We start from the raw sequence: 21078 nt of genomic DNA on the forward strand, positions 1-21078 counted from the left end.
TTGCGACAGGATCCAGCCTATTCCGCTGCGGCGAGCAGGCTGGCCATCCCCTCGGCGGACAAGGTCCGCTCGCTGACAGTGACGCGCGCCACCATTGGGATTTGTCGGAGGCAATTGGCGACATGATCGGATTCGGCGCGCACCATGCCGCCGACTTCCATCTCGATGGCGAGCGCGTCGTCAACCAAACGGCTGACCAGCGCCACCGGGACGAGGCCGCGCTTGGCGACCAACTCCAGGACGCGGGGCAGGGAGCCAGGATCCGCGTCGGCGGCGACGGAAAAGACCACGCGCCGATTGGGATCGCTGGGGCGCGATTCGGCGGCGGGCGGGGCGAGAGTCACGGCAGGCTTGGCTGCGGCTGTGGTGGTGCTGGACATGATGCGTCGGGCCTTGATTGCAAAACTGCGGTGTGGGCGTGCGTTTACCCGGCTCTCAAAGGAGAACCGGGCCGCTAATTCGCAGAATGCTGGCAAACCGATGCGTGTTCATGGCGGCTAAGCTACGGTGCCTTGTCGCGTCCGTCAACCGGCGCGAACGCCGCAACCGTCACGAACAGGAACCGCCCCGTCATGATCGACGACCGTCTCATCCTTCGCCCGGCCTGCGCCGACGACGCCCCGGAGTTGGCGCGGCTGATTACGATCGCGGGGGGCGGGGTTTATGAATTTCTGCTGGATGGCCTCTATCCCGGCCTGTCCGTGCGGGAGATGCTGACGCCGGGGTTGGCCGGGCGAACCGGCTCCTTGTCGTACCGCCAGAGCGGAGTCGCCGAATTGGATGGCCGCATCATCGGGGTGGTTCACGGCTATCCGGTCGATTGGATCCGAACGGAGGATTACAGCGGCCTGCCGCCCGACCGGGTGGAGCATTTGGCCAGCTTTTCCCAAACCCATGATTGGGGCAGCTATTTCCTGTCCGCGCTGGCGGTGGACGAGGAGTTTCGCCGCCAGGGCGTCGCCAGCCGCCTGTTGGGGTGGTTTGCCGAACGGGCGCGCGGCGGCGGTTTCGACCGCGTGACCCTGCATGTCTGGGCCGACAACGACGCCGCGCGACGGCTCTACGCCAAGGAGGGCTTTGTCGAATTGGGCCGCGCGGCGATTCCATGGCATGAGCGCTTGCCCCGCCATGGGGGGAGCGTGTTGTTGCAGCGGCGGGTGTGAGGCCCGCCGCCCTTTGCCCAACGTCTTACTTCACGCCCTTCAACTGGTCCCGCGTCAGCCAGAACACTTCGCCAAAGCTGTTGGCGGTTTCCAGCCAGAAGAAATCCAGGTTGGGATAGTCGGCCTCCAGAATTTCGCGCCCCGTGCCGAACTCGCAGATCAGGCCGCCTTCGGGCGTCAGATGCTTGGCGGATTCCTTCAGGATGCGGCGGACGATGTCCAACCCGTCGTCGCCGCCAGCCAGCGCCATCGACGGTTCATGGCGGAATTCGGCGGGCAGGGCGTCCATCGCCTCCGCGTCCACATAGGGCGGGTTGGTGATGATGACGTCGTATTTGCGGTTTTTCAGCGGGGCGAACAGGTCGCCCTGATGGAGGGTGACGCGGTCGCCGAATCCGCTGTCGGCGACGTTGCGCTTGGCGACCTCCAGCGCGTCGGCGGACAGATCGACCGCGTCCACCTGCGCCTCGGGGAAGATGCGGGCGGCGAGGATGGCCAGACAGCCCGACCCGGTGCACAGATCCAACACCCGCTCGACCGAGGTCGGATCCTCGACCAGGGTGAAATCATCGCCGCCGAACAGGTCGGAGAACAGCAACTCGCCAATGAAGGAGCGCGGGATCAGAACCCGCTCATCCACGTAAAAGGGGATGCCCTGGATGTAGGCCTTGTTCAGCAGATAGGGGGCCGGTTTGCGGGTGTCGACGCGGGCGTGCAGGATGTTCGCCACCGCCTGCCGTTCCGCCAAGGTCAACTTGGCGTCCAGATAGGGATCGAGCTGGTCGATGGGCAGATGCAGGGTTTCCAGCACCAGAAACACCGCCTCGTCAAAGGCCGTCGTGGTGCCGTGGCCGTAATCCAGATCGGCCTGATTGAAGCGGCTGACGCCGTAGCGCAGAAAATCGCGGATGCTGGACAGTTCAGCGGCGGCGGTCGCGGCGGCGTGTTCGGTCGGGGCAGGGGGTAGGGCGGCGGTCACGGCGGCGGTCTCCGGTGGCGATGGACAAATGGGCGGCGGGCGGTCACAGCAGGTCGAGAACCGATTCCGGCGGACGACCGACGCGGGCGCGGTCGCCCTTGACCACGATGGGGCGCTCGATGGCGCTGGGGTTGGCGGACAGGGCGGCGATCAGGGCCTCGCCGTCGAGATCCGCCGGGATGCCCGCCTCGGCGGCTTCCTTGGCGCGGCGGATGTCGCGCGGTCCAAGCCCAAGCTTGCCCAGAATCGCCGTCAATTCGGCGGGCGAGGGCGGGGTCTTCAGATACTCGACCACCAGCGGCTCGACGCCCTTGTCGCGCAGCAACTCCAGCGTTTGCCGGGATTTGGAGCAGCGCGGGTTGTGATAGATGGTGACGTCGCTCATCGGAATCCCCGTTTCTTGGTTTCCCGACCAATACACCCACCGGACGTCCCTCGCCAAGCCGCCGCGCGATGATGGCTGTCTTGCTGGATTTCCCGCTATGTTATAATGTTGTCACGACCCTCTATTGCGGGGTGGTGGATCATGGTCGGCGGACCAACACGGCGAAGCGGGAGCGGGCGGGCGATGAAAACAGGACGGCGGAATCTGTTGCGCGGTCTGGCGCTGGGCGGCCTTGGCGCGGCGCTGGGCGGGGCGGGGTCGAACGCCTGGGCCTTCACCGCGCTGCCGGGATCCGATTACGGCGCGCTGCTGGACGGCGCTTGCGGGGCGTCGGCGGATCATCGCCGCCAGATCGCCGCGTTGGAAAGCGCCTTGGGCGGCACGCTGGCCGATCCGCGCATCGTCGCCGTCTTGCGGAACACCGCCTGCCCGAACTGCGGCTGTCCTCTTCTGACGCCGCCCGGCGCGCCCGCGTCCTTCTGAATGCGGCGTTTGGGACTGTTGGCGGCGGCGGGGGTGATCGCGCTGTGCGAACCGGCGGCGGCGCACCCGCATGTCTTCGCCGAGGTGTCGTTCGGTTTGCAATTCGCCGACAAGGGGTTGGAGGCGATTGACGTCACCTGGCGCTTTGACGAGATGTATTCGCAAGCCATGCTGCCCGATTATCTGAAGAAGGGCGAAAAGCAACTGTCGGCCAGCGGCGTGAAGGGGCTGTACGACGACGTCTTCCGCTTTCTTGGCGATTTTCACTATTACACCGACGTCGCCATTGCTGGCGCGCCGCTGAAGGCCGTCAACGCAGGCGGCTTCACCGCGCGGGCGGAGCGTGGGGCGCTGGTCTTTCACTTCATGATCCCGCTGGACAAGCCGGTGGCCTCCGGCGTGGTGGAGTTGCTGGGGTTCGATCCCGATTATTTCATCGAATACACGCTGGCCGGGCCGCCGCAGGCGCATGGCAAGCCGTTCCGCCATCAGTGCAAAACCCAACGCTTTCAGCGCGAAACCGACATCACCGGCCCCATCGGCGTGGCTGGCCTGTCCTGCACCATCGGGTGAGGCCCATGCGCCGTCTCAGTCTTCTCGTTCTCACCTTGTGGCTGGCGCTGGTTGCTCCTGTGATGGCGGCCAGCCCGCTGGCCGGTGGCCGCGCCGCCGCGCCCGACGAGGCCGCCGCGTCGCTGTCGCTGCTGCCCGAACCGTTGCGCGGCGTGGCGCAGAGCCTCAATCGCCTTCAGGCCGATCTCAGCCGCCGGATGACCGGACAGCTTCAGGAGATGCGCGACGCGGACGGGGCCGAGGGTGGATCGTTGGTCGCTGGGGCGTGGTTGTGCTTGATCGCCTTTGTTTATGGCGTGCTGCACGCCGCCGGGCCGGGGCATGGCAAGCTGGTGGTGTCCTCTTATTTTCTGGCGAATCGCGCGGCGTGGCGGCGCGGCGTGCTGCTGTCGGTCGGCGCGGCGTTGACCCAGGCGTTGGCGGCGATTCTGCTGGTGGGGATTCCGGTGCTCTTGCTGGGCATGTCGCGGGCCGGCGCCTTGGGGAAAATCCGCTATCTGGAGCTTGCCAGCTATGGCCTGATGACGTTGATCGGGCTGGGGCTGTTGGTTCGCGCGGCCCGTGGGCAGACTGGCTGCGGCCACGATCATGGTTTTGGCGATCATGGCCATCATCATGAGCACGGCCATGCTTGCGGCCACCATCATGCGCCCCCAACGGTGGAGCGGCGGGGCTTCCGGCTGTTGGCCTTTGCGGTCGGCTGTCGGCCCTGTTCGGGGGCGGTGCTGGTGCTGCTGTTCGCGCTGGCCAACGACATGGTTCCGGCGGGCGTGTTGGCGGTTCTGGTGATGGCGGCGGGGGTGGCCTTGACCACATCGGCGGCGGGATTCGTCGGCATCGGCGCCCGGCGCGGGGTGGAGCGGCTGCTGTCGGCCCGCCCGCGCGCGACCCGTTTCGCCGAGCGGGGCATGGCGTTCGGCGGGGCGGGGGCGGTCACGCTGCTGGGCGGATTGCTGTTTTTGGCGACGCTTGGCGGGCTTTGACGCCGCGACCCTGCCGCAATCGTTGCGGTTGGGGGTTCCGGGTGATAGCTTCCCGCCCAATTTCCAATGTTTTGGCAGAGAGTACAGGCATGTCGCTCGACAAGGCCACGGTGGCCAAGATCGCGCATCTGGCCCGCATCAAGGTGCCGGACGAGGAACTGGAAGCTTTGGCCGGGGAACTGAGCCAAATCCTGACCTTCGTGGACCAACTGAACGAAGTGGACACGACCGACGTGCCGCCGATGACCAGCGTGGCCGCGCAAAAGCTGCGCCGCCGCAAGGACGCGGTGACGGACGGCGGTTACGCCGCGCAGGTTCTGTCCAACGGCCCGGAAACGGTCGAAGGCTTCTACGTCGTGCCGAAGGTGGTCGAGTGATGACGGCGCTTACGCATCTGACCATGGCGGGGGCGCTGGACGGCCTCGCCAAAAAGGACTTCACCGCTGTGGAACTGACCGAGGCGCATGTGCGCGCGGTCGAAGCGGCGCGGCCCTTCAACATTTTCATCACCGAAACGCCGGACACGGCCCTGTCAATGGCCAAGGCCAGCGACGAGCGCCGCGCCAAGGGCGAGGCCGGGCCGATGGACGGCCTGCCCATCGCGGTGAAGGATCTGTTCTGCACCAAGGGCGTCGCCACCACGGCGGGCAGCCGCATCCTCGACGGTTTCAAGCCGGAGTATGAATCGACGGTGACGTCGCAGCTCTGGCGCGACGGCGCGGTTCTGCTCGGCAAGGTGAACCTGGACGAGTTCGCCATGGGGTCGGCGACCATCACCGCCCACCAGGGCGAGACGGTCAGCCCCTGGAGTCCCGGCCAGCCCGGCCAGTGGGATCGCAAGATCGTCGCGGGCGGGTCGTCCGGCGGGTCGGCGGCGGCGGTGGCCGCGCGGGTGGCGCTGGGCGCGACCGGCACCGACACCGGCGGTTCGATTCGTCAACCGGCGGGCTACACCGGCACGGTCGGCGTCAAGCCGACCTACGGGCGTTGCTCGCGCTGGGGCATCGTCGCCTACGCCTCCTCGCTGGATCAGGCCGGGCCGATGGCCCGCACGGTGGAAGACGCGGCGATCATGCTGCGGTCCATGTGCGGCTTCGATCCCAAGGATTCGACCTCGGTCGAACTGGCGGTTCCCGATTTCCGCGCCGCGCTGACCGGCGACATCCGTGGCCTGCGCGTCGGCATTCCCAAGGAATACCGGGTCGAAGGGCTGTCGGCGGAAATTGACGCCCTGTGGACCCAGGGCGTCCAATGGCTGAAGGACGCGGGCGCCGTTCCGGTCGAAATCAGCCTGCCGCACACCAAATACGCGCTGGCCGCGTACTACATCATCGCCCCGGCGGAGGCGTCCTCCAACCTCGCGCGTTATGACGGCGTCCGCTTTGGCCTGCGGGTCGAGGGCGGCAGCCTGAACGAGCTGTACGAAAACACGCGCGGCGCCGGTTTCGGCAAGGAAGTGCAACGCCGCATCCTGATCGGCACCTATGTCCTGTCGGCGGGTTACTACGACGCCTATTACAACAAGGCCCGTCAGGTGCGCACCCGCATCAAGTGGGACTTTGACGAGGCGTTCAAGAGCTGCGACGTCATTCTGACGCCGACCGCGCCCAGCACGCCCTTCGCGATTGGCGAGAAGATGGACGATCCGGTGCAGATGTACCTGAACGACGTCTTCACCGTGCCGATCAACCTCGCCGGTCTGCCCGCCATGTCGGTTCCGGCGGGCTTGGGCGCCGACGGTCTGCCGCTGGGCCTGCAATTGATCGGTCGCCCGTTCGACGAGGAAACCTTGTTGCGGGTCGGTCAAGTGCTGGAAAAATCCGCGAACGTCACGGCGACGCCGACTTTCATGGCGTGACGCCGCCGTTTGCTGGTTGAGACGGCAAAAAGGGTCGGCTCGCTTGAGCCGACCCTTTTTTGTTCAGGATAAGCGCCGCAATCGTCACACCATGCCCAACCGCCGCCATACGGGCAGAGCGACGCGCTGGGCATGGTCGATGGCGGACGTCAACGTGACGCGGCGTTGGGCCTCGGCGTGCAACTCCGCCGGATTGTCGGCGAAGGCCGCCACCTGGAAGGGGCCGAGATAATGATCGACCAAAAGCGCAGGCTCCATCGGCGCGCCGGTTTGAAGCCCGTGGTGGAGCATCGCTTCGGCGGCGCTCGCTGTCAGCCCGGCGCCGCCGACCGAGGTGGCCAGAAACGCGACCGTTCCGCCATCCGCCATCGCGGCGGCGCTTTGCGTGCGGTTGAAGCGCTGGACCGACGGCAGAATCCCCCCATCCCAATCGCCGCCGTCCAAATTCCTGACAACCGGCAGCGCGACTCCCAGACCCGTCAGACAAAGGACAAGGTCGCGGGGAGAGGGCGCTTGGCCGCTGTCCAGCACGGCGGGAAGGTCGAGCAACTCGCCGACGCGGCGCGGCCCCTCGGCCAGCGCGGCGAGGATCGGGCCATACACCCGCTCCTCCAGCACGACCGGCCCATCCACCGCTTGGATGGTGAAGGGCAGGGCGATGGGAGCGATCTGCGCCAAGCCAAGGTCGCGCAGCTTGGCGTCGCGCCGCTGGGGAGAGAGGGAACGGGCGCCGCGCACGAACACGTCGCAACGGTGCCCCTCCTGCCCGCAATAATCGGCGAAGGTCTCGCGCGCGGTTGGATCGGCGATTCCGGCCAGCAGAGCGCGTTGCGCCGCGCTCAACGTCAAGGTTGGCTCATTCTGGAAGATGTGCGCCGCTCCGGCGTAGGTCAGCCCCACCCCCGCCATGTCGCGCGCCACATCGGCGTGCAGCAAGGGTTGCCAGTGAGCGTTCAGATATTCGTGCGCCAGATAGGTCCAGTGCTTGTTCTCATCAAGCGGCCCCGGATTGCGGACGCGCCGCAACAGCTCCGGCCCGCCCAAGGCGACGGCGCCGGCGGCTTGCAGCGCGTCGGCGAACTCCATCCCCTGACGAACCGCCTCGACGCTGTTTCCGGCGACGTTGCGGGCGTATTCCTGCAACAAGCGCTGCAACGGCAGCAACGGCGCCCAGGCCGACAGCGAGTTGTAGCTGACATAGGCGACGCCGCCCGGCTTCAGCGCGCGATCCAGAAAGCGGACGATCGCCCGTCGCGTCTCCGGCCCGACCCAACTGTAAACGCCGTGCAGGGTGATGTAATCGAAGGCGGGCAACTCCGGCCCGGCGCCGTCGGCGAGATCCTCGAAACTCCGCTCGTGGAAGGTGACGTTCCGCAAATCGGCGGTCGTGGCCATGGCCCGGGCGCGGGCGATGTGGGCGGGATGAAAATCGACCGCATGGACGTTCGCGCGCGGGTTGGCGGCGGCCACGACGTTGGCGGTGATCCCCTGGCCGCAACCCAACTCGCACCAGGTGAAATCGTCCCTCCGCGATGGCGGCTCCACCCCGCTCAGCAGGCAGACGAGATCAAGGTGATCGGGCGCCTGCTCGCGAAACAGGCCCGCGCCATATTCGACGTCGGCGACGTACCCGGCGTTCCAACGCGTCATGCCCCACGCTCCCGATCCGCTGTCTTTTGGGTGGTTTTGGCGCACCAGCGCCGCCACAGCGCGCGGTAAATCCGCTCCAGATGGCGGGCCATGCGGGGGGCGTCGCACAAGGAAGAGGCCAAAACCCGTTCGCGCAGCCCAGCCCGCAGCGTCGCCAGCCCCTGGCTGTCGGTCGCCGCGCGCTGGGCGATGGCGATGTACTCGTCGGGCGAGGCGGCGATGAAGGCCGTTAGCCCGAGGGTCGTCAGGATGGAGGCGCTCCACCGGGCGACGAGGCGCGGCTGCGGCAGGGTCACGACCGGCACGCCCATGAACAGCGCCTCGAACGTGGTGGTGGATCCGCTGAAGGGGAACGGATCGAGCGCCACGTCGACGCCGTCATACAGCGCCAGATGCTCGGACACGCTGTTCAGGCTGCCGGGCAGGAATTCGACTCGCGCCGGATCGACGCCGCCCGCCACGAGGCGGTCTAAAATATGCGCCCGGCAGGCCGTGGCGTCGTAGTGTTTTTGATACTTCAACCGCAACCGGGCGCCCGGCGTCGCGCTCAACACCCTCGCCCACAGGTCCAGCGTCGCGTCCGACATTTTGGCTGGGTTGTTGAAGCAGCCAAAGGTGGGAAACCCGTTGCGCAGCAGCGGCGGCGGGGTCAGCGGCGGCGGATCGTCCGGCGGCGCCATGATGACGTAGGAGGGCAGGCGCATCAGACGTTCGGCGAAACGTTCGCTCAGCGGGCGGGCGCCGATCACCCGGTCAACGATCAAGGCGTCGATCACCGGCATGGCGCTGGTCGCCACGTCGTGGTGGCTGATCTGGACCGGCGCCGGTCGGTGGGCGCAGACGCTGAGACGGTTGCCGTCGAAATGCCCGGCGAGGACCACCAGAATGTCGATGCCGTCGGAGCGGATTCCCTGGGCGAGCGCCTCGTCGCTCAAACCGGCGACCATGCGCCAACCGCCGCTCAGCGCCTGAAACCGTTCTACGGTGGAGCCGAGGATGGGGGTGTCGGAATAGACGAACAGCTCGAACCGTTCGCGGTCATGCGCCTGCAAAACCGGCTCTAGGTTGCGCGCCACCGGTTGGGTGGAATGGAGGTCGGTGCTGAGATAGCCGACGCGCAGGCGACGGTTGGGATCCGGCCAATTGGCGTGGGCGGGATCCTGCGGGTAGATCGGGCGTAGGAAACGCTCCTCGAACGCGCGCGCCGCTTGAAAGCATGGTTCGGCGTCGGGGAGCGGCAGATACAGCCCAGCGCTGGTGATCGCGTTGACGACGTCGACGCGGTGCGGCGCCAGCCGGTTGGCGCGGGCAAGCCAGATCGCCGCCTCGCCTGGGCGGGACAGATTGAGCAGGCCGCAGCCCATGTTGTGCAGCGCGTCAATGTGGGTTGGGTCGGCGGCGAGCGCGAGGCCCAGCCGGGTCACGGCCCTATCGTGCCGCTTCGCGTCCATGGCGTCGAGCCAAGCCAGGTTGAAGGCGGCGCCGCCGGTGGGATCGAGGCGAGCGGCGCGGTGGAGCGCGGTTCGCGCCTCTTCGATCCGCCCGATCTGGCCGTTCATCGCGCCGACCTCCAGGATCGGGTCGGCGGCGTCGGGGGCAAGCAGCGACTGAACGCGGGCCAGAGGAATCGCCTCCGCGTAGCGGCCCTGCCGACCCAAGCGTTCGCAGAGCTGATGCAACGCCTCGACGATGTCGCCGCGCAGCCGCAGCGCGCGGCGGAGCAAAATCTCCCCAACGTCCGGACGACCGGCGGCGTTGAACACGGCGGAGGCCGGGAGGAGGTGGGCCGGGGATTCCGGAGACAACGCCATGGCGCGCAGCAGCCGTTGCGCGGCGAGATCGGGGTGGCCGGACTGCGCGGCGAGAGCGCCGGAAAGTTGCCAGACATCCGCTTGGGTTGGCTCGCGCTCCAGGATCCGTCGGTATTGCTCCTCCGCTTCGACCATGCGGCCGGATTGGTGATGCGCGAAGGCGGCGATCAACAGGGCGTTGGCGTCGAACATGGGCGATGCGGAAATCGTGAGCGAGAACGCCACCATAACGGGCGTGATGATCCAACGCCATGCCGATCCAGGATTTCCGACCCGGCCTTTTTCAATCCATCGCCAAATGGGTCAGATGCGGCGACGCCGCTTTTACGACGGACCAGGGGCCGGAGGCGGCCAACCGTCCGGCGTCGAGGACGATGGCGTGGTCGGCGAACTGAACGGTCGATGGTCGGTGGGCGATCAGCACAATTGTGGTGCGAGCCTTCAGAGCCTGGATGACCTTTAGGATGCGCTGTTCGGATTCATGGTCAAGCGCGCTGGTGGCCTCGTCAAGAATCAGCAAATCTGGTCCCGACAGCAGCGCGCGGGCCAAGGCCAGTCGTTGGCGTTGACCGCCCGACAGCAGGGCGCCGCGATCCCCCACCATGGTGTCGAGACCCTGGGGAAGCGCGCGGACAAAATCGGCGGCGTCGGCCTGCTCCAGGGCCGCCCACAACCGTCCGTCGCCGCTGTCAACGCCGTCCGTTCGGCACGCCATGGCGAGATTGGTCCGAATGGCGTCGTGGAACAGGAAACAATCCTGCGGCACATACCCGACGCGCCGCCGCCAGGACTGACGCGCGACGGTTCCAGCCACGGGCTGGCCGTCGACCAGCATCCGGCCCTGGTCTGGTTCGAGAAGGCCGAGCAGCAGATCGGCCAGCGTCGATTTTCCGGCGCCCGACCGCCCCACCAGGGCGGTGACGGCGTGGGCGGGGACGACCGCGTCGATGTCGGACAAGGCCCAGGGGCCATCCGGGGTGTAACGGACGCCAACGCCGTCCAACCGCAACGCTTGCGTCAATGTCGCCGTGCTGGACAGGTCGGCGCGCGGCGACGCGACGACCGGCTTTGCGTTCACGGATTGGTTTTCAGTTCGGCAGCGGTCCAGCAGGCCAAGCACGGCGGCGTGGGCGGGCAGAGCGTGCAGCACGATCCGCCATGCGTCTTGAATGCGCTGCGCCGTCATGAGAAGCCGGGCGAAGGCCGTCATCAGCACCAGCGTTCCGGCCAGTTCCATGCCCAGAATCCGTATGGCGACCCAAACGGCGAGCGCCGCCGTCGTCGCCGCCAACGCCTGCGTCACCGCGCGCGCCCAGCCGGATTGGCGTTGAAACGCGATCTGATCGGCGCGGACGTCGCGCATGCGTGATTCAAAAAGTTTGGCCCGCTCCGCCTCCAACCCGATGGCGCGGATCACCCGCATGCCGGCGAGATCCTCCGACAAATCGCGGTGCAGGGCCTGCAGCCCCGCCACGGCTTGCCGCCCGAGCCGGTGGGCGTGGCGGCTCAGCGGTCGCGACAGCGCCAGAGACAAGCCGCCCAGCGCCAGCGCCGCGCCCGTCATCGTTGGCGACAGCCGCAGCGCCACGGCCAGCAACACGGGGATCTCCACCGCCCAACCGACGGAGCGCAACAGGAACTCCAGACCATTCGCGGAGCGTTGCGCGTCGCCGACCACCGTGTTGACGACCTCCGCGCCAGCCAGCCGGTTGAAGGCGCGCCATTCCATCGCGGCGACCGCCTCGTGCAGTTGGTGGCGCAGATGATCGACATAACCGAGCCGCAGGCGCGCCACCCGATCCCCACGCGCCGCGATCACCAGCGCCGCCGCCGCGACCAGGATCACATAGAGCGTCAAAGCGCCTTCCAACCCCAGAGACGCCAGCCAAAGATGGTCATTTCCCTCCTGACCGCCGCCAACGCCAACCCCGACCATGGACAAAAGCGGCGCCAGCAGCAGCAGGCCCACCCCTTCGGCCAGGGCGGCGATCACGGTCAGCGCCGCCAACCCCGCCAGCCGCCAACCGGCGAACGCGACGACGTCATGGAGAAAGCGCGCGAATTCGCCCAGCGGAGTCTTGGAGGTCAGCCAGCGGCGGAACAGGTGAGACGGGAATGGCGGCATGTCGGTCTTTGGTTTTCTGACGCGACGGCAACCCTATCGGACCATTTTCCGGGTTGGAACCAGGATCGGGCAGGGGCGGCGTTCGAGTCGAGCGGAAAGGGAGGGGTGCGCGTCACCAAAGGTGGAATTTCACACTTCGAGAGCGCGTCCTTACGTTGCACTATCCTTGTCGCGTCGCAATTGAAGTCTTCAATGCACCCGTGCGCATGTGCTGTCTGTGTTTGTCACAATTTGACAAGACACGGCAAAATCAACTCATGATACACCCTATGGGCAGTATCCGAGGCTGTCGGGCGCAATTGACCCAGGCGTCTCGGATCCGGTGGCAAGGTTGGGAGGAGTGACGCCATGAGCGATTGGTTCCTAGGTGAAATTCGATTGTTTCCGATGGGTTGGGCGCCGGATGGATGGCACGTGTGTGACGGGTCCGTCATGCAAATCTCAGCGAATCAGGCGCTGTACTCGCTTCTTGGAAACACCTATGGGGGCGATCTTAAAACCTATTTCAATCTGCCCGACTTGCGGGGGCGGGTGCCGGTGAATAATAGTTACACGGGCGATCCCGACTATGCGCGGGCCAAGGCTCTGGGCACGGAGACCGTGGCGTTGACCGCCGCGCAGACGCCAGCGCACCGGCACACTCTGAATGTGCTGAACACGGCGGGCAATGCGTCGGCCCCAACAGGGAACACCATCTCCGGAACGGCGTCAAACGCCCTAGTCCCCGTGGCGCCGACCATCTACGCCTCGCCCGGCTCCAACACGATCCCGCTCAACCCGGGCGTCCTGTCGCCGACGGGCACGGGGACCGGACACAACAACATGCAGCCTTTCCTGGTCATGAACTTCTGCATCGCCACAGAGGGCATCTACCCGCCGCGCAACTGATGACGACCAGAAACATTAGGAAAGGAAAATTTCGATGAGCGATTATTATATCGGTGAAGTCCGATTGTTCGCCGGAGCCTATGTCCCAACTGGTTGGCATATGTGCGATGGCGGCATGCTGAAGATTGCCGATTATCAGGCGCTCTTCGCCGTGATTGGCACGACCTATGGCGGCGACGGCGTCACCACCTTCGGCATTCCGGATCTGCGCGGTCGCATTCCGATCGGTCAGGGGCAGGGGACCGGCTTGACGAATCGGGTGATGGGGCAGAGCGGCGGCGCCGAGACCGTCACCCTGTTGGCGGCGAACATGGGGTCGCACACCCACAGCCTGATGACCGCAGGCGTCGCCGCCACCGTTTCGACGCCTGGCAGCACCGTCACCTACGCCAACACGGCCGCGCCGACGACGCAGTATTTGAAACCGGGTTTGGGGACAGCCGCCGGGGCGCCGGTCAATCCTATCGCCAGCACCATGTCCACCGATGGACCGGGCGCGGCGCACGCCAACGTCATGCCGGCCGCCGTGCTGACCTACATCATCGCCTTGAATGGCACTTTCCCCACCCGAGCGTAAGAGAGGGGCACAAATATGGCTGACGCCTATATCGGAGAAATCCGCATTTTCCCCTTCGGGTTTGTTCCTCAGGGCTGGCTTGCCTGCGCTGGTCAGCAATACAACGTGCTGCAGTATCAAGCGCTCTACGCCATCATCGGCAACACCTGGGGCGGCACGCCGAACCAGACCTTCAAGGTGCCCAACCTTCAGACTCTTTGCGTCATGGGGCAGGGACAAGGTCCCGGTCTGTCGCCACGGCATTGGGGCGCAAGCACGGTCGGCTCCAAAACCGTGACGCTCACCGGCTCGCAATTGCCCACGCACACCCACACCCTGACCATTGAGGTCCCGGTCGCCGCCGGATCCAACGTGAACACGGTGGGAACGCCGACGGCGGGCCAGTCCTGGCTGGCGCGCCCCGTGCAGCCGGTTGGCGCCACGGGCTCCAATTCGGTGTTGGCCTACACCAAGAACGGAACGGCTCCCAACGCTTCCTTGCACATCAACACGGTCGCGCCCGCTTGCGGCAACGCGACCTATGGCACGGATCCGCACGACAACCGGCAACCTTACCTGACCATGGTTTTTTGCATCAATTACGACGGCCTCTTTCCCGTGCGGAACTGACCCGTTGTCGGTGACGCCCAAACCATCCCTCGCGTTGCCCGCCATCTGGGCGGCGCGAGGGTTCGCCTTGCGGGCCGAAACCGCCGAGGATGCTCCCTTTTTGCTTCGGCTTTACCTGTCGGTGCGGATGGCGGAGTTGGAGCCAACGGGATGGCCCGAGGCGATGAAACTGGCCTTTCTGACCTCCCAGTTCACGTTGCAAACGCGTCATTACGCCAGCGCCTACGCCGATCCCGATTTCATGATCCTGACCTGGGGAGACGAGCCGGTCGGGCGGCTGTATCTTGCCCACGGCGAGACGGATTTGCGCATCGTGGACGTGTCGCTGTTGCCGGAACAGCGGGGCGGTGGGCTGGGCGGGGCGTTGCTCCAGGCGGCGCAGGCGCGGGCGGCGTGCGATGGTCGGACGGTGAGTTTGAGCGTCGACATGATGAACCCGGCGCAAAATCTCTACCGTCGTCTGGGCTTTGTCGAGAATGGAACGGAAGGACCATCCTGGGGCATGATTTGGCGTCCCTCCGCACTCCCGGCGTGAGACGAAGCTGTCCCCCTTGGAGACCCGTGCTTTAGTTTCTGCATCCCCAGCGCGTGGGAAGTGTGGAGCGCCACCGGCGCTTGCCTTTTTCGCGCCTTCCCGAGTAAACTCGTGGCCAACGCCTTTGGAAACAAAGGTTGGCCGCGCCAAACGCTTTGAAGGTAGAACCATGGATTCGCGTGAACCCTCCGACCCGTTGAATGCCGCGCCTGTTCTTGGTAAAAAAGCCTGGATCGCCCCGGAAATCCGCGATCAGAGCGTCAAGAGTCTGACGGAAGCGAAGAGCGTCAGTCCAAGTGAATCGAGCCCCAACTCCGGGCCGTCGTGACGCAGGTCGGTCTGACGACTGTTTTGTAATTTTCTCAACACCAGAGACGGTCGTTGTTTTATTATCGTGTCTGCGGCCTTTCCGTCGCATCGGATTTCGTTCTTCCAGGGATGGTGATCGCAGCCGAGGGCGCGTCCAAGGCGGATGTGCGTGTGCGGTGCGGCGCGACGCCAGCGGAGTTGGGCGCGGCGCGGCGTGTCGGGGCGACTTGGCAACTTGATGATACGGCTTTTCTGTTTCATGTGCCGCAGGTCGCCCGTTTCCTCGTCACGGATGGAAACGAGGTCGTCGTCGACCTGCACGAGTCATCGACCACGACCGACGCGGCGCCCTTTCTTCTCGGCACCGCCTTTGGCGTCTTGCTTCATCAACGTGAACAGCTTGTTTTGCACGCCGCCACCGTCTCCTACCGGGGCAGAGGCTTAGCCCTATGCGGCGTCACGGGCGCCGGGAAATCCACCCTGGCGGCGGCGCTTTGCCGGGCGGGGTGCGATTTCGTCGGCGACGACGTCGCCGCTATTCAATTCGATGAGGGCGGCGCGCCGGCCATCCTGCCCGATGGACGCCAGCATCGGCTGTGGATGGACGCCGTCGAACAGCTTGCCCTGACCGACCGTCTGGGGCCGCCAGTCCGGCCTTGCATCAAGAAATTCCACGTTGATCCGCCGAGGGCGGCGACGCAAGGACCAACGCTGTTGAGCGCGATTTTCATATTGCGGACAACGAACACGCCGCGTTTGGTCGCGTTGGGGCCTGCCGACGCCGCCGCGCTGCTGCGCAAAGAGGTGTATCGCTCAAGACCGGCCAGCCACCTGGGGCGTGACGCCGACCTGTTCCGGCAGATCGCCGCCTTGCTTGGTCGGACCCGGGTCTATCTGCTCGACCGCGCCATGGATTTCGCAGCGTTGGACGACACCGTCGCCGCTGTGCTGGCGACGTGCGACGAGAAAACCTGATGCCGTCCGAGGGCAGGATTGTCTGGCTTGCCTCTTACCCAAAATCGGGCAACACATGGCTTCGCTTTCTGATCGCTAATTATATTTCCACCGACACGGCGCCGCTCGCCATCAACCGGATCAATCTGAACAGTCCCTATCCGGTTATGAAGAATTTTCTGGAGGACGAGAGTTTCGTTGATCCGGATCTTCTCTATCTTGATGAAGCGAATCTTCTTCGCGCCAGCGTCATGGAGAATTTTTCTCAGCGATGCGGCACGATCAATTGCATCAAGGTTCATGACAAGCGCGATGTCTGCGTGAATGGCGCGCCGCTCCTTGGGCGTGGAGACCTTTGGTCGGGCTTGTGCATAGTCCGCGATCCACGCGACGTGGTGGTTTCGATGGCGTTTCACAACAACACGACGCTTGATGGCGCGATCGCGATGCTGAACGATCCCAAAAACATCATTGGTTGGAGCCGAAACAGTCGTCACCATCATGTGCCGCAGCGGGTTGGCGATTGGAGCGCTCACGTCGCGAGCTGGATCGACCAATCCGATTTTGCCGTTCATGTCTTGCGATACGAGGATTTGCAGGCTGATACGGTTGGGGCTTTTGGCGCGGTGGTCGCCTTTGTTGGTTTGGAGGTTCAATCGGATCAGGTTGAGCGCGCCGTTCGCTTCGCCGATTTCAGGGAGCTGCAACGCCAGGAACGTCAATCAGGTTTTTTTGAGCGTCCGTCCAATTCAACCGCGCCCTTTTTCCGATCCGGTCGGGTCGGGGCCTGGACCGAGGTTCTGACCAAGGCGCAGAGCGACGCCATCGCCGCCGCTCACCGTCCGATGATGGAACGTTTCGGGTATCTGTGATAATCATGCCGAGGAACGATGACCGCCGTGCGGCGCGGCTTGCGCCGTGACCGCGCTGGGCGAGACGACGGAGACACACATGGACAACCCGACGGAAGTTTGCGAAACCGTTCGCCGCGCCGACGGTCTGCTGACCGCCGATATCGACGGGGAACTGCTGATGATGAGCGTCGAGCAGGGCCGCTATTTCAACCTGAACCCCGTCGGCTCCCGCATTTGGGAACTGCTCGCGGCGCCGGTGGCGGTCGATGGGCTGGTGGAGGCGCTGACCGCTGAGTATGACGTCGCTCCTGCCGAGGCCCGCCAGGAGGTTGAACGGTTTTTGGGCGCCCTGCGCGAACGCGGCCTGCTCGCCACGGACGATGCGGCGGCTGCGTAAAGCCTTGGCCCTGCCGTCAGCGGATCGGCGGCTGGTGGCGGAAGCGGCGGCTTGGTTGACGCTGGCGCAGGTTCTGCTGGCGGTTTTGCCCTTTCGGTGGATCGCCATCGGCCTTGGCCCGTTGGCGCGTGAACGGGCGGATGAAACCGTCCCCCCGGTTGATCTCATGCGGCAGGTCCATGTCCGGAAGATTGGTCATGCGGTTGAGCGAACCGCCCGCCACCTGCCGTGGGCGGCGCTGTGCTTGCCCCAGGCGCTTGCCGCCAGGGCCATGTTGGGCCGACGCGGCATCCCCGCCACCGTGCATTTCGGCATGGCGCTGTCCGACGAGGAAACGACCGATCAAGATCCGATGACGGGTGGACGGCGGATGTTGGCCCACGCCTGGGTGACGGTGGGCAAGACGGGGGTGGTCGGGACGCCCGCCCCCGGGCGTTTTGCCGTAATCGCCCGCTTCACCCATGAAATGGGTGAGCAAACGGCTGGATGACGGCGCGCGGCGTTCGCGATGCCGCCTGACGCCTCAGTGATGCTGCCGCACATAGGCGATGTAGCGCAAAACACGCGGCAGCATCGCCGCAAGCTTGCTCAAAGCTGGGCTGTCGCCCAATTCGCTTGCGCGGCGCAAAGCCTCCTCTGGGGCCGGCAGGGCGCGCAAACGCTGCTCCAGAGCGTCCAAATCGAACAACGCGTTGACCTTTGGGTGCCCGCGCAGGTCGGGCAACTGGCGGAGCAGGGCGTCGCGTCGCAGGGCGACGACCAGGGGGGTCTCGGAGAAAGGGGCGTCTTTGGAGGCGTTTTTAAGGATCTTGTCCGGCAGGATTCCGATCATCGCGTCACGGTACAACCGCCGCAAAACGCCGCCGCGCAGGAACAGCGCGCTTGGCAACGACAGCGCAAATTCAACCACCCGGCGGTCGAGCAGGGGGAAAGCGGCGGCAATGCCGGTGCGGGCGCCGGTCAACGCCCAATATTCGGGGCGTCGCGTCAGAACCGGCCCGCTCAGAAGACGCAGGTGATTGACGACGGCGTTGGGCCCCATCGGCGGACTCGGCGGAGAGACGTCGCTCATGGCCTCGCGGCGCAACAGCCCGGCTAAGATCATTGACGCTCTGTCCGGCGCCTTGCCGCGCAGGCGTCGGACCATGGTCAGAACCGATTCGGGCAGCAGGTAGTTCAGAACCTCGCCGCGCAGCGTGGTCGTCATCGAACAGCCCTTGGCGACGGAGCAGGCCCGAACCTCCTGGGCCAGCGTCCACCAGCGACCGGTGAGCAGCGCTTCGGCCATGGCGCCGCGCCCGTTGAAGGACGGCCCTTCGTCGCCTCCCCATCCTGAAAGAAGAATTTGGGCGCCGCGCGCCGCCGCATCCATGCAGATCCATGTGTCGGGATCGGCGGGATCGAACGGCATGGGTTGATCGCAATCCATACGGGGCAGCAGGAAATCGAGCGAGGGGCCGATGCGCGCGGGGATGCTGACGATGTCCGGCTCCTGATCCAGCACCGTTTGAACGAGGGGGCCTTCGCCAACTGGCGCGTAGTCCCCCTGTGGCGTCGGCAGGAAGGGGTAGGCGAGCAGCGGACGCCCCGACGCGCGCAACGCCCGGGCGGCAAGGACGGTGATGGAGGGGGAATCAAGCCCGCCGCTCAAATGGGTCGCCACCGGACCCGTTTCCGGCAGGCGGACGCGCACCGCCCGCGTGACAAGCGCCGCCATCTCTTCGGCGGCCTCTTCCGGACGGCAACGATTGCGGCCGGCGGTCGCCGGGTCAAGCCGCCAATGCGCCCCGCTCTCCCGCCGCCGCGCCGACACCCGCAGCCATGTTCCTGGCGCAAGCCGCTCAACGCCACGAAGCACGGAGCGGTTGTTCGGCGTCGCGCGCGCCAACAGCGTGCTCAAAAGCGCGGCCTCGTCCAACTCCCGCGTGACGAAGCCGCTGGCGGTCAGGCCCCGAGGCAGCGAGGCGAAGGCGAAGACCCGATCTGGTTGATCGTTGACGAAGAGAGGTCGGATCCCCATGCCGTCACGGGCGCACAGCAGGGTTTGATCGCGCGGATTCCAGGAGGCGAGGGCGAAGTCGCCGGAAATGCCTCCAAGCCCCCCGTCGGTCCTGTCGTTCCCTCCGCGCTCCAGCGCGTCCAACACGACGGCCTCGTCGGTTCTGCCATCGACGCCTTCATAGAGCCGGGCGTCGACCGCCAGCACGAGGCCGCTCGCGCCGCGCGGCAGAGCGGCGTCAGGCGGCCCAACGCCAGGAAAAGCAGCGGCGGGCGTGAAATCAAGCGTGGCGAGCGCCATCGGCCCGGCGGTGAAACTCGCCAGCGCTGGGGTCAAACCCGGTTCGATCATGGCGGCGACCATGGCGGCGAGCCGTCCGGCCTCAGCCGCTTGGCCGTCGAGATGGAGAAAACCGCAAATCAACCGCATGAATTGTTTCCGTGGTGATGACGTCCCGGACGGGTCAATCGAGCGGCCCGTCAAAGTCGAGATCGACATAATGCAGAAGCAGCACCCAACTGCTCTGATCGGGCGGCAGGGTGGGCCGCCCATGCGAGATTTCGCATCCACGAAACAGGATGCCGCCACCAATCGTCTGAAAGCAGTCAACCGGCGGCGCGTCCGGATCAAGACGGACCTGAACCGGCCAAGGCGACCGACCATCCGGCGGCAGCGGTTGATGGTCGATCTGCAAAGACAGCGTGTAGCGGCATTGTGGCCGGTCGCGATGCCAAGGCAGGTCCGTGCCGCCGCAATAGAGCGAGGCGTAGGCGTAGCTGCTCTTGATCGGACGGTCAACGATCCGCTCAACCGTTTCCCGCAACGCGTTCAGGGCCACGCGTCCAGCGGGGTCATTGTGGGCGCAATAGCGGTTGGCCTGACGGTCGCCGTGCGTCAGCCTTCCCGCCGCCACGGCCGCCCGGTAATGGTTTGTCAGGATGAGCGTCGTTTCGGGCGTCACCAGTTCGGGGAGCAGGGTGAAGCCATGCTGGACGTACGTGTCACGCTCCAGCCTGGCGGTGGGGGATATGAAAGGCTCGGCGCGCTCCTGCGGCAAGAGGATCAGGCCGGCCTGCCAAAGGGTCATCGCTTCAACGGGGGACAACGGCGCGCCGCCCGTCGGGGCGCCGTTCAAAAAACGCAGGGCGGCGTCAAAGCCCGGCGTCTCGTTCCGGATCAGCCGTCCCTGCACGAAGCCGCGCGCCCGCGAATAGGCGGAAACCTCGATGTGTTCCACAACGTTCGCTTTGGTGTGGATCACCGCGTCGATAAGGGGGTTGGCCACATAGGCGGATGGGATCATGACGCGCGTTGGCTCCGGTACCAGCAGTTTATGGCGAAACGTTGGTCCATGAACGCGCCGGACGGGCAGGAGACCGGTCGCACCTCGTGGGGCGCCCAGGATGGAAACAGCAGCAGCATGTCCTGTTCCGGCGTGATGTCCAGGAAACATCCGCCCTGCTCGGGCGGCAGGATGGAGTGCAGCCGCAACGCGCCGCCGCTGTAATTTTTTGGCTCGGCGTGGAAATAGAGCACGCCGGTCAAAGCCCGATCCGTCGCCCTGTCCGTGGGGCCGGTTCGGGTGTCGATGTGCCGCTGGTAGAAAGCGCCGTCGCCGTGGGCGACAAGCTCCATCTCCAACCGCCCCAGATCGAATGTCGACAGGCGCAAATCGGCGATCGTCGGCTCCATGACCATGAGAAAGCGGGCTTCCAACGCGTCCCGCAGCGCTCCGAAATTTCGCAGAAGCCGGGAGACGCGGACCTCGGGATCAATCCTTCCGCCACCAAGCTCGGTGGGCGCGAAGGCGTCTTGGTTGGCCTCGGCGTGGATCAGAAGTTGGTCGATCAGATCGGAGCCGAGAAAATTGCGGATCACCCGGTGGGGGGCGGGTTGCTCGAAAGCGCGCAGGGCGGGAGCTGTGCTCATGCTGCGATCCTGGTTCA

Annotated in this window: 24 protein-coding genes; 15 read left to right on the plus strand and 9 right to left on the minus strand. The window is 65.7% G+C overall.

Annotated features, from left to right (window positions below):
- Nucleotides 1–17 precede the first annotated feature (17 nt).
- Nucleotides 18–380 carry a hypothetical protein gene (locus ACODS4_RS16715; protein WP_488865598.1) on the minus strand — a complete coding sequence of 121 codons (363 nt, stop codon included), beginning with the start codon at nucleotides 378–380 and terminating at the stop codon, nucleotides 18–20.
- 192 nt (nucleotides 381–572) lie between these two features.
- Between ACODS4_RS16715 and ACODS4_RS16720 the strand changes: the two genes are divergently transcribed.
- Nucleotides 573–1163 carry a GNAT family N-acetyltransferase gene (locus ACODS4_RS16720; RefSeq protein ID WP_488865600.1) on the plus strand — a complete coding sequence of 197 codons (591 nt, stop codon included), beginning with the start codon at nucleotides 573–575 and terminating at the stop codon, nucleotides 1161–1163.
- A 25-nt stretch (nucleotides 1164–1188) separates the two neighbouring features.
- Here ACODS4_RS16720 and prmB read toward each other — a convergent pair whose 3' ends face one another.
- Nucleotides 1189–2142: a 50S ribosomal protein L3 N(5)-glutamine methyltransferase gene (gene prmB / locus ACODS4_RS16725; protein ID WP_488865602.1), complete on the minus strand. Its 954-nt coding sequence runs from the start codon at nucleotides 2140–2142 to the stop codon at nucleotides 1189–1191.
- A gap of 43 nt (nucleotides 2143–2185) precedes the next feature.
- Nucleotides 2186–2527: an arsenate reductase (glutaredoxin) gene (gene arsC / locus ACODS4_RS16730; RefSeq protein WP_119829259.1), complete on the minus strand. Its 342-nt coding sequence runs from the start codon at nucleotides 2525–2527 to the stop codon at nucleotides 2186–2188.
- 183 nt (nucleotides 2528–2710) lie between these two features.
- On the opposite strand from arsC, the gene ACODS4_RS16735 reads away from it, so the two are divergent.
- The 5 genes from ACODS4_RS16735 to gatA all read left to right on the plus strand — a co-directional run bounded on the left by ACODS4_RS16735 (nucleotide 2711) and on the right by gatA (nucleotide 6424).
- A complete protein-coding gene (locus ACODS4_RS16735) occupies nucleotides 2711–3010 on the plus strand; it encodes a hypothetical protein (protein ID WP_488865605.1) in 300 nt (99 codons plus the stop codon).
- Nucleotides 3011–3583, plus strand: a complete 573-nt coding sequence (locus ACODS4_RS16740; RefSeq protein ID WP_488865607.1) for a DUF1007 family protein — start codon at nucleotides 3011–3013, stop codon at nucleotides 3581–3583.
- A 5-nt stretch (nucleotides 3584–3588) separates the two neighbouring features.
- Nucleotides 3589–4566, plus strand: a complete 978-nt coding sequence (locus tag ACODS4_RS16745) for a nickel/cobalt transporter (protein WP_488865609.1) — start codon at nucleotides 3589–3591, stop codon at nucleotides 4564–4566.
- An 89-nt stretch (nucleotides 4567–4655) separates the two neighbouring features.
- Nucleotides 4656–4943 (plus strand): Asp-tRNA(Asn)/Glu-tRNA(Gln) amidotransferase subunit GatC, encoded by a 288-nt coding sequence (gatC, locus tag ACODS4_RS16750; RefSeq protein WP_298379874.1) that lies wholly within the window; start codon nucleotides 4656–4658, stop codon nucleotides 4941–4943.
- The gene (gene gatA, locus ACODS4_RS16755; protein WP_488865611.1) at nucleotides 4943–6424 is read left to right on the plus strand and encodes an Asp-tRNA(Asn)/Glu-tRNA(Gln) amidotransferase subunit GatA; all 1482 of its coding nucleotides are present in this window, start codon (nucleotides 4943–4945) and stop codon (nucleotides 6422–6424) included. The genes gatC and gatA overlap by 1 nt, the downstream gene beginning before the upstream one ends.
- Nucleotides 6425–6508: 84 nt before the next feature.
- Here the strand turns inward: gatA and ACODS4_RS16760 are convergent, their stop codons facing one another.
- The 3 genes from ACODS4_RS16760 to ACODS4_RS16770 form a co-directional block, all read right to left on the minus strand.
- The gene (locus ACODS4_RS16760; RefSeq protein WP_488865613.1) at nucleotides 6509–8074 is read right to left on the minus strand and encodes a class I SAM-dependent methyltransferase; all 1566 of its coding nucleotides are present in this window, start codon (nucleotides 8072–8074) and stop codon (nucleotides 6509–6511) included.
- Entirely contained in the window at nucleotides 8071–10077 is a 2007-nt protein-coding gene (locus tag ACODS4_RS16765) for an O-linked N-acetylglucosamine transferase, SPINDLY family protein (RefSeq protein ID WP_488865615.1), read from the minus strand. Before ACODS4_RS16765 ends, ACODS4_RS16760 begins: the two co-directional genes overlap by 4 nt.
- Before the next feature lie 91 nt (nucleotides 10078–10168).
- Nucleotides 10169–12010: an ABC transporter ATP-binding protein gene (locus ACODS4_RS16770; protein ID WP_488865617.1), complete on the minus strand. Its 1842-nt coding sequence runs from the start codon at nucleotides 12008–12010 to the stop codon at nucleotides 10169–10171.
- 348 nt (nucleotides 12011–12358) lie between these two features.
- Between ACODS4_RS16770 and ACODS4_RS16775 the strand changes: the two genes are divergently transcribed.
- From ACODS4_RS16775 to ACODS4_RS16815, 9 genes are all read left to right on the plus strand, one after another.
- Nucleotides 12359–12898 (plus strand): phage tail protein, encoded by a 540-nt coding sequence (locus tag ACODS4_RS16775; RefSeq protein WP_488865619.1) that lies wholly within the window; start codon nucleotides 12359–12361, stop codon nucleotides 12896–12898.
- A 34-nt stretch (nucleotides 12899–12932) separates the two neighbouring features.
- Nucleotides 12933–13475: a phage tail protein gene (locus tag ACODS4_RS16780; RefSeq protein ID WP_488865621.1), complete on the plus strand. Its 543-nt coding sequence runs from the start codon at nucleotides 12933–12935 to the stop codon at nucleotides 13473–13475.
- 15 nt (nucleotides 13476–13490) lie between these two features.
- Complete coding sequence (locus ACODS4_RS16785; RefSeq protein ID WP_488865623.1) at nucleotides 13491–14084, plus strand: phage tail protein; 594 nt, start codon at nucleotides 13491–13493, stop codon at nucleotides 14082–14084.
- A 10-nt stretch (nucleotides 14085–14094) separates the two neighbouring features.
- Nucleotides 14095–14619: a GNAT family N-acetyltransferase gene (locus ACODS4_RS16790; protein WP_488865814.1), complete on the plus strand. Its 525-nt coding sequence runs from the start codon at nucleotides 14095–14097 to the stop codon at nucleotides 14617–14619.
- A gap of 169 nt (nucleotides 14620–14788) precedes the next feature.
- A complete protein-coding gene (locus ACODS4_RS16795; protein WP_488865625.1) occupies nucleotides 14789–14947 on the plus strand; it encodes a hypothetical protein in 159 nt (52 codons plus the stop codon).
- A gap of 110 nt (nucleotides 14948–15057) precedes the next feature.
- Nucleotides 15058–15903 (plus strand): hypothetical protein, encoded by an 846-nt coding sequence (locus ACODS4_RS16800; RefSeq protein ID WP_488865627.1) that lies wholly within the window; start codon nucleotides 15058–15060, stop codon nucleotides 15901–15903.
- The gene (locus ACODS4_RS16805) at nucleotides 15903–16754 is read left to right on the plus strand and encodes a sulfotransferase domain-containing protein (RefSeq protein ID WP_488865628.1); all 852 of its coding nucleotides are present in this window, start codon (nucleotides 15903–15905) and stop codon (nucleotides 16752–16754) included. Before ACODS4_RS16800 ends, ACODS4_RS16805 begins: the two co-directional genes overlap by 1 nt.
- 79 nt (nucleotides 16755–16833) lie before the next feature.
- Nucleotides 16834–17133 (plus strand): lasso peptide biosynthesis PqqD family chaperone, encoded by a 300-nt coding sequence (locus tag ACODS4_RS16810; protein ID WP_488865630.1) that lies wholly within the window; start codon nucleotides 16834–16836, stop codon nucleotides 17131–17133.
- Entirely contained in the window at nucleotides 17117–17623 is a 507-nt protein-coding gene (locus ACODS4_RS16815) for a lasso peptide biosynthesis B2 protein (protein WP_488865632.1), read from the plus strand. Before ACODS4_RS16810 ends, ACODS4_RS16815 begins: the two co-directional genes overlap by 17 nt.
- Nucleotides 17624–17656: 33 nt before the next feature.
- On the opposite strand, the gene ACODS4_RS16820 is transcribed toward ACODS4_RS16815, so the two are convergent.
- From ACODS4_RS16820 to ACODS4_RS16830, 3 genes are read right to left on the minus strand one after another with little or no spacing between them, the layout of a single operon-like run.
- On the minus strand, nucleotides 17657–19561 hold the full coding sequence (locus ACODS4_RS16820) for an asparagine synthase-related protein (RefSeq protein ID WP_488865634.1): 1905 nt from the start codon (nucleotides 19559–19561) through the stop codon (nucleotides 17657–17659).
- 34 nt (nucleotides 19562–19595) lie between these two features.
- Nucleotides 19596–20435: a hypothetical protein gene (locus ACODS4_RS16825; RefSeq protein ID WP_488865636.1), complete on the minus strand. Its 840-nt coding sequence runs from the start codon at nucleotides 20433–20435 to the stop codon at nucleotides 19596–19598.
- Nucleotides 20432–21061: a 2OG-Fe(II) oxygenase gene (locus tag ACODS4_RS16830; RefSeq protein WP_488865638.1), complete on the minus strand. Its 630-nt coding sequence runs from the start codon at nucleotides 21059–21061 to the stop codon at nucleotides 20432–20434. The genes ACODS4_RS16825 and ACODS4_RS16830 overlap by 4 nt, the downstream gene beginning before the upstream one ends.
- Nucleotides 21062–21078 lie beyond the last annotated feature (17 nt).

Source organism: Azospirillum sp. FG154 (assembly GCF_057809575.1).